The sequence below is a fragment of the Candidiatus Paracoxiella cheracis genome (assembly GCF_049348705.1).
Classification (GTDB): Bacteria; Pseudomonadota; Gammaproteobacteria; order Coxiellales; family Coxiellaceae; genus Paracoxiella; species Paracoxiella cheracis.
In genome coordinates this window covers 68,716-80,923 of sequence record NZ_CP186485.1, presented here as the reverse complement: position 1 = coordinate 80,923, position 12,208 = coordinate 68,716, and the positions used below count along the sequence as shown (strand labels likewise).

Below are 12,208 nucleotides of genomic sequence, written 5' to 3'. Positions count from 1 at the left end.
AATAAATAAGCATAATTTAATAATGATCCACCTCGATTATCATATGCAAAATGATTTGCTGCGGAGAGGACTTCGCTAATTCAATTTGCCTGAATGAAATAATGTAAGGAAGATTTGAAATAAATTTTAAAAAAAAGATCAACTCGAAATAATTACCCGTTGCAGATAAAGTAAATGTTTCTATTTTATAATGGTGATGCTGTTTTGGTGTCGAAGGCGTGATATTCTGCAACAGAATCGAATTGTGTTTTGCCTGAGCGAGTAAATTTGATAAGAACGTTGGTCTATCAACATTTAAACGACGCATCATTTTTTTATCGGACTGTTTATTTATAGTGACGACGCTTTTTCTTTGAGTCACATTTTTAGTGAGCTCTAAATGATGTAACGGAGTGCGTATTAAAAAGTAATAACCGCCCGATGCCAAAAGTGCTATGAAAAAGGCAAGAATTTTAACTCTGCGTTTTAAAATCATGCGAGTGCCCGTATCGTTATTTGAATCAGAAAATGAATGCCCGCCTGTTCGGTGATGTTTTTTAGCGTCACAGAACTGACTGTGTGCAGAGCCTTTAAACGGTGGATGAGTAAGTTCATGATTTCTGAATTATATGCATCGCCTTCGATGTCAATCGCGTTGTCGTCTTGAGTGAGCTTGGTGAGCTGACAATGTGCTGGAATTTGTCGCCCGATAGTAACCAGCGTTTCTAAAATGACGCTTTGATTTTGCAGTCTTTTACGCAATAAAACAGCCAACGCATGATTATGATCGTTGTGAAATGTTGGTCTGATAGGAAGCTGTTTGGATTGCGACAGAATCCAAATCCGGCAATAAAAAATCCCTAGCAAAACGATTAAAATGCTGAGCACACTAAAACTGTAAAAGAATAATGTTTGGCGTTTATTGTGTGCTTCGCGCCAGAGCAATAGATTAATGTTCATAACGGGGTGTTCCATAAGGCAGCTCCTAAACTGACAAATAATCGTTCGTCAAACGATGAACATTGAACTTTATTAGGATCGATTGCAGCGACAGTGCTTTCAAATGCTGATTCATTTTTCAAATAATGATCCGCAGTTTGTGTATGGCTGGGCTTGCCCATGAGAGTAATTTCCTCGAGTGGTTGATTAGAATTAACAGTATTGTAAAACTGCAAAGCACGGTTGACGGCAGGAGAAATGGTTAACGCGAGCTGCGTTGTATGTAAACGAGGATAATCTACCGAGACGGAATAAAGCATTCTTTTATTTTTGACAGCGCAAAATAAAAGTTGGTTCTGTTGAAAAGAGAATATCCCGATACATTTTTTGTCATCATGACGTCCCGTCAGCAGAGAAATAATCCTAGCCATAGAGAAAGTATTCACGTCGATGGCCTTTAATCTAAAATGACACGAAGCCAATAATTTCCTGAGCTGATTGACGTGCGTTTTTCTTGCGGCGACCGCCTGAATCTGTTGAGACTCTTTCGATGAATGAATTAACGCATAATCGATAAAAACCTCATTTTCAGGATGCCCAAAAAAATGAGAAGATTGTGCATGCAAATGCGTTCTGATTTCTTCGTCATTTAATGTTGCATCGATCACCAAAGACTTTGTGATAACATCATCATGGTTCAACGCATAAAGGGTCGGCTCACGTTTGTAGTGCACAAGCTCATGTGCTTTCATCAATGCGTTTAATCGGTCTTGCTCAGAATTTTCGACGATATCGACGAGAGCGGTTGCATTTATCCGAATACATTTTTTTGTCGCGGTAATGCGCACAGCCCTAATTTGCTGATCAGAGCATTCGATGCCGACGGTTGAATGAGATCGTTGAAAAGCCATGAGATTAGTTTATTGCATCGGCTGTTTCGCACAATACCGGGATTGAGGATATCTACAGTCACCCCAATCACGATAAGTAAGCAATTGAAATTCATTTGTGCGCTCGCCCCTAGTCCCTAGCAATTTAGGGTCACATGTAATAGGATTAAGTACTTTTATGGTAAACAAAGTGTCCTCTAATTGCATGATTTATAAGGGCCAATGAGTAGAATACGACGACTCGCCGGGCACGCCTTATGGGCGTTATTCAGTCTATTGCTCACCGTTGTCTTCATTACGGCGGCCGTCTACACCTATATGGAGCTGCAGCTCCCCGATGTCGACACCCTCAAAGACGTCCACATGCAAGTCCCCTTGCGAATCTATACGGCGGACGGAAAACTCATCGCACAATATGGGGCGAAGCGTCGCATTCCCGTCACGATTGATCAGGTGCCAAAACCACTCATCCAGGCCATATTGGCCACCGAAGATGCTCGCTATTATGAACACCCTGGCGTGGATTTAATCGGCATCGTGCGTGCGGCGAAGGCGGTCATAACCAGCGGCAAAAAATCACAAGGTGCGAGCACGATCACCATGCAAGTCGCGCGTAATTTCTTTTTAAGCAGCAAAAAAACCTATAGCCGAAAAATTAATGAAATATTATTAGCACTAAAGATCGATAAAGAATTCAGCAAGCAAAAAGTGCTGGAGCTTTATTTAAATAAAATTTATTTAGGCAATCGTGCATACGGTGTTGCAGCGGCAGCAAAAGTTTATTACGGAAAAACATTAGATCAACTCACTCTGCCTGAAATGGCCATGATTGCAGGCTTGCCACAAGCACCGTCGCGCAATAATCCCATTGATAATCCCGAAGGCGCTCTTAAGCGGCGCAACCACGTTTTGGAGCGTATGTATGAGGTTAAGCTCATAACGAAAGAGCAATACGAATTAGCGATTCAAGCTCCGATTACGGCTAAATATCACGCAGAAAAAATTCAAGTGAGAGCGCCTTATGTTGCGGAAATGGTGCGTGAGGCGATGATCGATGAATATGGCGCAAGCGCTTACGACAAAGGCTTGAGTGTTTACACGACGATATCGTCTAAATTGCAACACTATGCTAACACGTCATTGCACGATGGTTTATTAGCGTATGACAAGCGTCACGGCTATCGCAAACCGACAGAAAATTTAGGCATCTACGACAGAGAAATCTGGATGCAAACGTTAAAAAAGAAAGATGTTATCGATGATTTATACCCAGCAGCCGTTATTTCTGTCGATGGTCGATCGATAGAAGCATTAATGGCCAATGGTCATGTGATCACAATTTCCTGGGCAGGATTATCATGGGCGCGATTGGAATTAGAAAATGGTTATGTTGGTGCGCCTCCCCAAGATGCAAACGATATCGTTAAAGTTGGCGATGTTATTCGTGTCATGCAAGATAAAAATGGCCAGTGGAATTTAACGCAAATTCCGCAGGTGCAGGGTGCTATCGTTGTATTAAATCCGCAAGATGGCGCATTGCTCGCGCTATCCGGTGGTTTCGATTATAACACCAGCAATTTTAATCGCGCGATTCAAGCCGAGCGCCAACCCGGCTCTAATTTTAAACCTTTTATTTATTCGGCAGCTTTAGCAAAAGGTTACACGCTCGCGACGATGATTAATGATGCTCCCGTTGTCATGAAAGACACCGGTGAAAATCAATTGTGGCGTCCGATGAATGACACCCTGAAATTTTATGGCCCAACGCCGCTTCGTATCGGATTAATTAAATCGCGAAATTTAACGTCGATCCGTTTGTTGCAGGGGATCGGTATTCCCTACGCGTTAAATTATATTAAACGCTTTGGTTTTGATCCGAATACACTGCCCAATACGTTATCACTCGCATTGGGTAGTGGAACGGTCACGCCGATGCAAATTGCAAATGGATATGCGGTATTTGCAAATGGGGGTTATCGGGTGAATCCGTATTTTGTTCAGCGCATCAATGATGAAAGTAATCAAGTGTTATTCCAAGCCGATCCTATCAAAGCGTGTCCGTCGTGCATTGCAAATGCTGGCACATCTCCCGATAGAATTCCGCAGCCGCCAGCGCTACGCGTGATTACGCCACAAAATGCGTATTTAATTACGCAGGCATTGCGTGGTGTGATTCAATCGGGTACGGGTCATGCGGCGCGCGTATTGCACCGATCCGATCTTGCCGGCAAAACAGGCACCACGAACAAGCAAGTCGATGCGTGGTTTTCAGGATTTAACAGTAATATTGAGGTGACCGTTTGGGTCGGTTTTGATAATTTAAAACCGTTAAAAGAGTATGGCGCCCAAGCAGCGCTGCCCATTTGGATTCAATTCATGCGCGATGCCTTGCAAGGCACCCCAGAGGCGACCATGCCTCAGCCACCAGGCATGGTGACGGTGCGGATCGACCCGCACACCGGGCTCCTTGCCAACCCGAGTTCGACCGATGCCAAGTTTGAGATCTTTCGTCAAAAATACGCGCCCACCGTTGTGGCGCCTACATCGGCCACCACCGCAGGTGTTCCGAGTGGTGGTGATGACAACTCTGGCAATGGTGAGGCAGCCGATGAGCATCTGTTTTAGATGCCCTATCGATTTTTAGCGCTCAGTTGCTCAAAAATCAACACCTTCGGGCTCAAGCGAGACGATTTTGAACAGACTCTGATGGCCAGTCTAGACGCCCCCTTCGAACAAAAATTTTTTAAAGCGGTTTAAGATTGCGTTAAGTTAGCGTTGATAAAATATGAGTGATAATACCTGTTTTTTCCTTGTTTAGGAGATAATCTGATGTCACGTCAAGCGCCGCAGGCGATACCACAAGAAACGATTTCAATAAAAACGTCTGCAGACCAAAATAGTTGTTTATTACACGCCTCTTTAATGCCAATTTTTGCTTACTATTCGCTTGGTGATAAGTGCCCTGAGGCACATAAGCCAACGCAAAAATACGTGATGGACATGTTAACACGCACAGATCTTATCCGTCATATGCCAAAAAAAGAAAAGGTGCTTCAAGACCCCCAAGCCGCGATTATAAAATTTACCCAAGGTTTTTTTAGAGATTATTTTGTTGACATAATAAAAGTGATCTTCCCTCACTTTACCGGACACATTTTTTTTCGATTTTACGCAGCACATTCAAGCGCAACAGGGGTCTTGTAGTCAATAGCTGAATGCATTCTTCTGTGATTGTAATAGCCTTCAATATACTGAAAAAGACTTTGCCTTGCTTCAGCGCGTGTTGTGTAATCATTCACATGCACAAGTTCCGTTTTTAGGGTATGGAAAAAACTTTCTGCAATGGCATTATCCCAACAATTAGCCTTTCTGCTCATTGAACCAATCAGCTTGTTTTGCTTGATGATTTCCCTATATTTTTTCGAACAATATTGACTGCCCCGATCAGAGTGTATAATCACTTGCTTTGGATATTTTCGTTTGAATAACGCCATCAATAACGCATCACACACTAAATCTTGTTTCATGCTTTTATTCATTGACGAGCCAATAACCGAACGTGAATGCACATCGATAACCACCGCTAAATACAACCAACCTTCACGGGTTGGAATGTACGTCAGATCACTCACCCATTTTTGATTGATCGCCGTTCTCGTGAAATCTCTCTTTAAAATATTCTCAAAAATAGCCTTGTTGTGACCCGAGTCTGTGGTTATTTTAAATCTACGCTTGGCAAGTGCTTTTAAGCCCATGGAGCGCATACGCCGCTCAATACGCGTGTGACTGCAGGAAATCGATTCCGCTTGCAATGCACGAGTTATACGTGGTGAACCGTAACGTTGTTTGTTTCTCATATAAATTACCTTAATTTTTTCATCTAATTGTTGGTTTGCTTGCTCACGTGGGCTCATAGGTCGCGATAGCCAGTCATAATAACCACTACGACTGACACCCAGTACATCACATAGCAAGTTAATTCCAAATAGTTGGGCGTGCTTTTGAATAAAGCTGTACTTCACTCGAGTTCTTTCGCGAAGTACGTGGCCGCCTTTTTTAGAATGGCTTTCTCCTGTTCCAGTCGTGCCAGTCGCTTCTTAAGCTGTTGATTTTATTCAATGAGTTCCCCTATGTTGACCGGTTGCTTTGCGCTGGGATGAATCACTTCACCACTCTTCCTGGCTTTATCCACCCAGGTGTGGAGGGTCGCTTCGGGCATGCCTAAGTCTTTTGCAGCGCTTAACACGGAAGGAGAACTGAGTGCTAGATGGATTGCTTCTTCTTTAAATTCCGGTGTGTATTTTCGAGTCTTCTTTGTCATGAGATCACCTCTTTGTTACTTCATAGATTTTAACAAATTAGTGTCCGGTAATTTAGGGGAAGATTAAAGAGAGTCCAACCCTCAAGTTATCTTTATGGGGCAGAGCATTAAGTGCGATTGAACAACATTTAAAAGGCTTGCGAAATGATGATGACACATTTCATGGAATGACCCTTTTAGACGCACAGTTTACGATCTCTAGCAGTAAGTTATTGTTAGAAAAAAATAACTTCACATTAGGGGATAAAAATAAAGGGTAGTGCCTCATTTTTGTTGATGTGATATATTTTGCTATTTCAGAAAATCATTAGGATAAGGATTGCATGAATGGCAAGAATCAATGTTGCTTGCTCCTGCTGCTGTTTACATGAGGTTGTAAAATTTGGCGTCAGCAGTACAGGAAAGCAAAGGTTTCAATGTAAAAATAATGCTTGTGAGAAAAATACATTTCTTCTAGATTACACACATAATGCTCGTGCCCCTGGTGTTAAAGATAAAATAGTTGATATGGCAATGAATGGTAGTGGCGTCAGAGATACTGCACGCATTTTACGTATTAGCATTAACACTGTTATTGGTGAATTAAAAAAAAGGGTGAAGGTTTGGAGAGCGTCAATACACGACTTTTAAAGGAAAAAGAATCACTTGGTGCGTCTGTTACTGTTAATGTTGTACAAGTTGAAGAAGCGGAGCTGGATGAAATGTGGAGTTTTGTTCGAAATAAACAGAATCAACGTTGGCTTTGGCATGCGATTGATCACCATACACATGAGGTGTTAGCTTATCATTTTGGTCCAAGAAAAGATTCAGCATTTAAAGCACTGAAAGAAAAACTGAGCTCATTTGATATCAACTTTTACTATACAGATGATTGGGGTGCTTATGAAAGACACCTGCCTCAATCAAAACATTTGGTGGGAAAGCAAAATACCCAAGCGATTGAACGAAAGCATCTCACGTTGCGCACACGAATAAAGCGATTAGCGAGAAAGACGATTTGCTTTTCTAAACTGGATAAATTGCACGACATTGTCATCGGATTATTTATCAATAGGCACGAGTTTGGGAGGGTTATTTAGATGCCATCAACAAAAATGAGGCACCACCCGTTTTTGAATCATTTTTGCAGAATCGATAGCGGCTTTCGTCATTTTTATTCCAAGTTATGGGGGCCAAAAGGCACGGGTAATAGTTTGTCTAGCGTTAGCGTATCGTGATCGCCCTGCGTATTGTAAAGATGAATGAGTGTATCCGACGCGCTAAATTCATACAAGCGCTGCCGACAAGCACCGCAGGGCGGACACAATTTTTTATCCGGTACTACAATCACGACTTCTTTAATTTTACGTGCACCACTCGTTACCATCGCACCAATCGCAGACATTTCAGCACAAAGCGTCGAGGGATACGCAGCGTTTTCGACATTCGCTCCAGTAAATAGTTGATCATCATCCGTGCGGATGCAAACACCGACAGCAAAATTAGAGTAGGGCGCATAAGCATTTTTGTAAGCTTTCGTTGCTTTAGCAACCATTTTTTCGTGTATGTCCATCTTAGTCCTAGTTCGCTAATAACATTTGTAAGCGACTGCCTGTTTGTTGCGCGCAATCGGCCACAAATCCAATCCATTCAAAAATTTTATAGAGAAACATCACATCAACCGCCGCCAACGATTTTTCAATGTCAAAAAGTGCTTGGCGGATTTGAATTTGTATTTGATCGGTGTCGTATTCAATCCGATTCAATTCTTTAATCATGTGATCAACCACCGTCACCTCTTTTCCACGAAAACCAGATTCGAGCAATTCATCTAACTCACTAATTGCTTTTTTGGCTTGTGCAGAGGCATCGACAGAACGCTTTAGAAAAGCGCTAAATAACTCAGTCAAGCTCGGCGGGATTTGCATACGACGACCCAACATGATTCCCGCGATGTCTTTTGCAGTGTTGGCTAAGAGCTCTTGTTTCTTTAAAAGCTCCAATAAATCGCCACGTGGCACCGGTAAAAATAATCCCTTTGGCAAATGCAGTCGCAAATCTTTTTTCAAGTCATCGGCAGCATGTTCTAGTTCGCTAATTTCTTGCTGCAATCGCGCAGCCTCTTCCCAGTCTTCCTTTAACACCGCTTGAGAAAAAGGAATTAATAGCTCAACACAGGCATGGGCTTTTTCCATGTGTTGTTGCAGTGGTCGAATCGGGGATCGACCGAACATATCTAAAATAGCTGTTTGTCGAAGCATAGCAGTTACCTTTTTCGAGCCTTAGTCCTTAGTAAAGTATAAGCAATGCAATGATAGCTCACAACTCTATTAAAGAGCGAGCCAAAATAATAATGAATTCAATTGCGTCGCTCAGATGCTAAGCGTAAAATGATTAAAAGGATAATCAACGAGGATCAGGACGATGCTCAAAACACTCATGATTGTAGCTTATTTAATGAGTAGGCCAGTCACCGAACCTACGACTGCCCCTGTATTTACCATCTCCAGTCCTGCTTTTGTCAATGGTGCAACCATTCCGACTGTTTATACCTGTCGCGGCAAAGATATCTCCATGCCTTTGAACTGGTCGGGATTACCGAAAGGCACGAAATCACTCGCATTGATTATTGTTGATCCAGATGTGCCGCGCATCGCCTGGTATCATTGGGCGGTATATAATATTCCGCCTAGTGTGAACGGCTTCAAGAAAAAAGCTCAACTGCCCACAAATGCCATCGTCGTTGCTAATAGCTGGGGCAATAAGAAATACCAAGGGCCTTGCCCACCCAGCGGCAAGCATCGTTATTTTATCAAACTGTACGCGCTAGATATCATGTTGCCAACGACAAACATTTCGACAATCCCCGAGTTACGCGAAGCGATGCGCAGCCACATCATTGATACAACACAAACGATGGGACGCAGCAGCGCAAATTAAGCTATTCATTCTTTTGCACTGACACGGTGTGCACGAGGACCTTCATCGCCCATCGCCTCAATGAAATGCACTTCAGCTCCTACTTCCAATTTATTAAAATGCGGGTGCACCACATTAGCTGCATTGAAATAATATTCATCGCCATTGTCGCCCTCGATAAAACCGAATTCATCATCTTTAAATATGCGCACAACGCGACCATGAATTAATTCTGGGTGGCTTTTAACTTCACCTTTGATTTTCCGCGTCTCTTCTTCTAATTTACGTGCCATATCATCGAATGCATCACGAATAGCGACATATAAATCTTCTTGTTCGTTACGATTCACGAATAATTCTTTCCCAGGCACAGTTAAGTTAATTCGAATATTATGAAGTTTACCTTGGTGCTTATGACGCATTGTCTGCTCCACCACAATATGGCAAGAAATAATTCGATCAGAATAGAGATTTAACTTTTCCGCTTTTTGACGAATACGCTGTTCAACTGCATCAGAATGGTCAATATCACGAGTGGTTATCTGTAATGGGACTTGCATGATGTTCTCCTGGGCCTCAATAGTGTGGGAAGTATACTCTTATACATATAATTATAGAACACCCTGGAATGTCATGAAAATCACGGTATTGTACTCCAGCCACTTTTCAGCAAAATAAATACTGATCAGAAAAACTCAATTTACCGGGCTATTGACATGTATGACAATTGTACATATACTGATAGAATATACTGTATCTGGAGTAAAATTAAGGCGTTGACTTCAATGACGCAGTTACCGCCCTAAACGATGAATTCGCGATTACTATAGAAGACAGCGATCATTATGAGCAAAGATTTGTAACGCTAGGTTTGGATGCTGAAGGCAATTTGTTGGTGGTGGTTTACACTTATTTACTAAACGGTGATGCTATCCGAATCATTTCAACAAGAAAAGCTAATCGAATAGATAAAGCGATTTTATGAAGACAGATGAAAAGCCATTATAACTTTAAAAATGGGAAGCGTGGAGCCGTTGTTTCAACTGCAAATAAACAACGCATCACGATCAGGCTTGATCCTGATATTATCAGATGGTTTAAGCAGCGTGTCCATGATGCGGGCGGGGGCAGCTATCAAAATTTAATGAATAATGCTCTACGCGAGTATATTGATAGTCAAGGTGAGTCGTTAGAAAAAATTTTACGGCGCGTTCTTCGCGAAGAACTTCAGGTCAAACGAAGAAAAAAATCTACTTAATAGTTAGAGTAAATTTTTACAGTCATTTCATTTAAACAGAAACTACTACTGCTTCTTCGTCATTTAACTCAACTACTTTTAATAAATCATGCGCTTTAGTTTTGGCTTGTTTTTGTCGCAACTCAGCAGCTAATACTTTCATCTGCTTAGCAATTGGCCGACAATCCCGCCGCAATGACTTTACCAATTCCTCTAATGCTTCACGATTTAAGTCTTTGCTAGCTGCTTGAATGGCCATATCGCGATAAGAGGGATCAGATGCGCAGATAATCGCGCGCTCATAATGTTTTACATTGAATTTAGGTTCGACCGTGACATTTTTATGCTTTTGCTTAAGTTCTAATTGCGCAATAGCATTCATCACTTCATTTTTAAATTTAGAAAAATTCGCAGAAAGTTTTAATTCGTTTTTTTTCCCGTTTAAAAAATTAATGAGGGATGCTAAGGCCTCATAAATTTTTCGTTCTTTTTTTTCTAGTTTGTTCAGTTCGATATAGGTTTTAGATTGTTGAGTTGATTGTGTATCCAACATCGATTCTGTCATAATGACTCCCAAGGAATATTAAAAGACGAAACCTCAAGCAAAGGAGACAAATACTCCCTTATTCAAGCAACGCCTTGAACCCAGATAGAGGCCCATAACGGCGTTATACCTGGTAGGCAGTATACTCGATTTCGAGTCAAATATCCTTAAGAAAAAGTTAAGAAAAAGTTAAGAAATTGCCCCATAGAGATATATTTCCTTAAATAACAAGGAGATACAAAGCAGACGAAATCACTCCTGACCACCTTCTACAGTAGTAGCAGCTTCTGCTTGAATACGCAGATAGATTTCTTCGCGATGGACTGAGATGTCCTTCGGCGCATCGATACCCAATCTAACTTGGTTACCGCGAACGTCTAAAATAGTTAAGGTGATCTCACCGTTACCGATGATTAAGCGCTCACCTACAGACCTAGTTAATACTAACATCGTCTCTTCCCTAAATTATCGTGGAGCGAGCCATTATACTGATCAGGACAAGAATAGCAACCCCGCAGAATATTCTATGCTTCTGCGTTTTTCGAGAAACTATTTGATTTTTCATTGTTTCTATAAAAAGCTGAATTTATCCGCAAAATTAATTTTCTGACATTACCTTAAAATATAGTTAAGGGCGGCTCTCGCAATTGTTTTAAACACATAAAACGCTTTATCGATTTCAATTGCTTGCCAATACGAGAAGAGGTTCGTGTTTTCGGGGAGCACCTAAAACAGTTAAGAAAGTATTTGAATACCATCTTCAGAAGCAATCACAATCCGATCGGCGTGTCGCTTCGCAAACAACCCATTGCAAAGCACACCTGGAATATTGTTGAGTGTTGCTTCAAGCTGGACAGGGTCAAGAATATTTAAATTGTGGACATCAAGTATGACATTACCATTGTCTGTGACAAAGCCGTCACGATAAACCGGATCCCCACCTAACTTTACAATTTCACGCGCTACATAACTGCGCGCCATCGGAATCACCTCAACGGGTAATGGAAAACGACCCAACACATCCACACGTTTCGATTCATCCACAATACAAATAAACTGTTTGGCCGCGCTAGCAATCACTTTTTCGCGAGCCAACGCACCACCACCACCTTTTGTTAAATATAAGTGTTTATTGCACTCATCTGCACCATCAACGTAAATTCCTAAATTAGAAACGCTGTTTAAGGGTTCCACCGAAAAGCCGTGCAATTTTAATTTTTTCTCTGTAGCTTCTGAACTCGCAACACAAGCCTCAATTTGTCCTTTGATTTGCGCGAGAGCCTCAATAAAAAAATTCACGGTTGAGCCGGTGCCAACACCAACGATATCGACATTTTTAATAAACTTTAATGCTTCTAAGGCAGCCGCTTTTTTTAAGTCATCTTGCGATGGCATAATTT

General features: G+C 41.6%; 16 protein-coding genes and 1 pseudogene. 6 read left to right on the top strand and 11 right to left on the bottom strand.

Features of this window, described 5'->3' with window-relative positions; translation table 11 throughout:
- Nucleotides 1-16 precede the first annotated feature (16 nt).
- The 3 genes from pilO to pilM are packed head-to-tail and all read right to left on the bottom strand — an operon-like array spanning nucleotide 17 to nucleotide 1,829.
- On the bottom strand, nucleotides 17-475 hold the full coding sequence (pilO, locus tag ACJMKR_RS00410; RefSeq protein ID WP_423063299.1) for a type 4a pilus biogenesis protein PilO: 459 nt from the start codon (nucleotides 473-475) through the stop codon (nucleotides 17-19).
- Nucleotides 472-954, bottom strand: a complete 483-nt coding sequence (locus tag ACJMKR_RS00405; protein ID WP_423063298.1) for a PilN domain-containing protein — start codon at nucleotides 952-954, stop codon at nucleotides 472-474. Before ACJMKR_RS00405 ends, pilO begins: the two co-directional genes overlap by 4 nt.
- Nucleotides 936-1,829, bottom strand: a complete 894-nt coding sequence (gene pilM, locus ACJMKR_RS00400) for a type IV pilus biogenesis protein PilM (RefSeq protein ID WP_423063297.1) — start codon at nucleotides 1,827-1,829, stop codon at nucleotides 936-938. The genes ACJMKR_RS00405 and pilM overlap by 19 nt, the downstream gene beginning before the upstream one ends.
- Nucleotides 1,830-2,030: 201 nt before the next feature.
- On the opposite strand from pilM, the gene ACJMKR_RS00395 reads away from it, so the two are divergent.
- Complete coding sequence (locus ACJMKR_RS00395; protein ID WP_423063296.1) at nucleotides 2,031-4,433, top strand: penicillin-binding protein 1A; 2,403 nt, start codon at nucleotides 2,031-2,033, stop codon at nucleotides 4,431-4,433.
- A 204-nt stretch (nucleotides 4,434-4,637) separates the two neighbouring features.
- Nucleotides 4,638-5,012: a hypothetical protein gene (locus ACJMKR_RS00390; protein WP_423063295.1), complete on the top strand. Its 375-nt coding sequence runs from the start codon at nucleotides 4,638-4,640 to the stop codon at nucleotides 5,010-5,012.
- Here the strand turns inward: ACJMKR_RS00390 and ACJMKR_RS00385 are convergent.
- On the bottom strand, nucleotides 4,976-5,830 hold the full coding sequence (locus tag ACJMKR_RS00385; protein WP_423063294.1) for an IS3 family transposase: 855 nt from the start codon (nucleotides 5,828-5,830) through the stop codon (nucleotides 4,976-4,978). The genes ACJMKR_RS00390 and ACJMKR_RS00385 overlap by 37 nt on opposite strands.
- Nucleotides 5,831-5,919: 89 nt before the next feature.
- Nucleotides 5,920-6,129 (bottom strand): transposase, encoded by a 210-nt coding sequence (locus ACJMKR_RS00380; RefSeq protein ID WP_423062405.1) that lies wholly within the window; start codon nucleotides 6,127-6,129, stop codon nucleotides 5,920-5,922.
- A gap of 327 nt (nucleotides 6,130-6,456) precedes the next feature.
- Here ACJMKR_RS00380 and ACJMKR_RS00375 point away from each other — a divergent pair.
- Nucleotides 6,457-7,208: pseudogene (locus tag ACJMKR_RS00375) on the top strand (IS1 family transposase).
- Nucleotides 7,209-7,282: 74 nt separating this feature from the next.
- On the opposite strand, the gene cdd reads toward ACJMKR_RS00375, so the two are convergent.
- Together cdd and ACJMKR_RS00365 are read right to left on the bottom strand one after the other, a co-directional pair.
- Nucleotides 7,283-7,681, bottom strand: coding sequence for a cytidine deaminase (gene cdd, locus ACJMKR_RS00370; protein WP_423063293.1), 399 nt, complete (start codon nucleotides 7,679-7,681; stop codon nucleotides 7,283-7,285).
- Between the two features lie 7 nt (nucleotides 7,682-7,688).
- Entirely contained in the window at nucleotides 7,689-8,369 is a 681-nt protein-coding gene (locus tag ACJMKR_RS00365) for a TIGR00153 family protein (protein WP_423063292.1), read from the bottom strand.
- Nucleotides 8,370-8,532: 163 nt separating this feature from the next.
- On the opposite strand from ACJMKR_RS00365, the gene ACJMKR_RS00360 reads away from it, so the two are divergent.
- Nucleotides 8,533-9,048 carry a YbhB/YbcL family Raf kinase inhibitor-like protein gene (locus ACJMKR_RS00360; RefSeq protein WP_423063291.1) on the top strand — a complete coding sequence of 172 codons (516 nt, stop codon included), beginning with the start codon at nucleotides 8,533-8,535 and terminating at the stop codon, nucleotides 9,046-9,048.
- Between the two features lie 5 nt (nucleotides 9,049-9,053).
- Here ACJMKR_RS00360 and hpf read toward each other — a convergent pair whose 3' ends face one another.
- Entirely contained in the window at nucleotides 9,054-9,587 is a 534-nt protein-coding gene (hpf, locus tag ACJMKR_RS00355) for a ribosome hibernation-promoting factor, HPF/YfiA family (protein ID WP_423063290.1), read from the bottom strand.
- A 260-nt stretch (nucleotides 9,588-9,847) separates the two neighbouring features.
- On the opposite strand from hpf, the gene ACJMKR_RS00350 reads away from it, so the two are divergent.
- Nucleotides 9,848-10,012, top strand: coding sequence for a BrnT family toxin (locus ACJMKR_RS00350; protein WP_423064255.1), 165 nt, complete (start codon nucleotides 9,848-9,850; stop codon nucleotides 10,010-10,012).
- Nucleotides 10,013-10,018: 6 nt separating this feature from the next.
- Complete coding sequence (locus ACJMKR_RS00345) at nucleotides 10,019-10,285, top strand: BrnA antitoxin family protein (protein ID WP_423063289.1); 267 nt, start codon at nucleotides 10,019-10,021, stop codon at nucleotides 10,283-10,285.
- A gap of 31 nt (nucleotides 10,286-10,316) precedes the next feature.
- Here ACJMKR_RS00345 and ACJMKR_RS00340 read toward each other — a convergent pair whose 3' ends face one another.
- From ACJMKR_RS00340 to rpiA, 3 genes are all read right to left on the bottom strand, one after another.
- Nucleotides 10,317-10,829: a hypothetical protein gene (locus ACJMKR_RS00340; RefSeq protein ID WP_423063288.1), complete on the bottom strand. Its 513-nt coding sequence runs from the start codon at nucleotides 10,827-10,829 to the stop codon at nucleotides 10,317-10,319.
- 231 nt (nucleotides 10,830-11,060) lie between these two features.
- The gene (gene csrA, locus ACJMKR_RS00335; RefSeq protein ID WP_423063287.1) at nucleotides 11,061-11,258 is read right to left on the bottom strand and encodes a carbon storage regulator CsrA; all 198 of its coding nucleotides are present in this window, start codon (nucleotides 11,256-11,258) and stop codon (nucleotides 11,061-11,063) included.
- A gap of 285 nt (nucleotides 11,259-11,543) precedes the next feature.
- The gene (gene rpiA / locus ACJMKR_RS00330; protein ID WP_423063286.1) at nucleotides 11,544-12,203 is read right to left on the bottom strand and encodes a ribose-5-phosphate isomerase RpiA; all 660 of its coding nucleotides are present in this window, start codon (nucleotides 12,201-12,203) and stop codon (nucleotides 11,544-11,546) included.
- Nucleotides 12,204-12,208 lie beyond the last annotated feature (5 nt).

Excerpts from the sequence above, each read along its gene's own strand:
- pilO (WP_423063299.1), bottom strand. The coding sequence starts at position 475 with ATGATTTTAAAACGCAGAGTTAAAATTCTTGCCTTTTTCATAGCACTT.
- ACJMKR_RS00405 (WP_423063298.1), bottom strand. The coding sequence starts at position 954 with ATGGAACACCCCGTTATGAACATTAATCTATTGCTCTGGCGCGAAGCA.
- pilM (WP_423063297.1), bottom strand. The coding sequence starts at position 1,829 with ATGGCTTTTCAACGATCTCATTCAACCGTCGGCATCGAATGCTCTGAT.
- ACJMKR_RS00395 (WP_423063296.1), top strand. The coding sequence starts at position 2,031 with ATGAGTAGAATACGACGACTCGCCGGGCACGCCTTATGGGCGTTATTC.
- ACJMKR_RS00390 (WP_423063295.1), top strand. The coding sequence starts at position 4,638 with ATGTCACGTCAAGCGCCGCAGGCGATACCACAAGAAACGATTTCAATA.
- ACJMKR_RS00380 (WP_423062405.1), bottom strand. The coding sequence starts at position 6,129 with ATGACAAAGAAGACTCGAAAATACACACCGGAATTTAAAGAAGAAGCA.
- cdd (WP_423063293.1), bottom strand. The coding sequence starts at position 7,681 with ATGGACATACACGAAAAAATGGTTGCTAAAGCAACGAAAGCTTACAAA.
- ACJMKR_RS00365 (WP_423063292.1), bottom strand. The coding sequence starts at position 8,369 with ATGCTTCGACAAACAGCTATTTTAGATATGTTCGGTCGATCCCCGATT.
- ACJMKR_RS00360 (WP_423063291.1), top strand. The coding sequence starts at position 8,533 with ATGCTCAAAACACTCATGATTGTAGCTTATTTAATGAGTAGGCCAGTC.
- hpf (WP_423063290.1), bottom strand. The coding sequence starts at position 9,587 with ATGCAAGTCCCATTACAGATAACCACTCGTGATATTGACCATTCTGAT.
- ACJMKR_RS00345 (WP_423063289.1), top strand. The coding sequence starts at position 10,019 with ATGAAAAGCCATTATAACTTTAAAAATGGGAAGCGTGGAGCCGTTGTT.
- ACJMKR_RS00340 (WP_423063288.1), bottom strand. The coding sequence starts at position 10,829 with ATGACAGAATCGATGTTGGATACACAATCAACTCAACAATCTAAAACC.
- csrA (WP_423063287.1), bottom strand. The coding sequence starts at position 11,258 with ATGTTAGTATTAACTAGGTCTGTAGGTGAGCGCTTAATCATCGGTAAC.
- rpiA (WP_423063286.1), bottom strand. The coding sequence starts at position 12,203 with ATGCCATCGCAAGATGACTTAAAAAAAGCGGCTGCCTTAGAAGCATTA.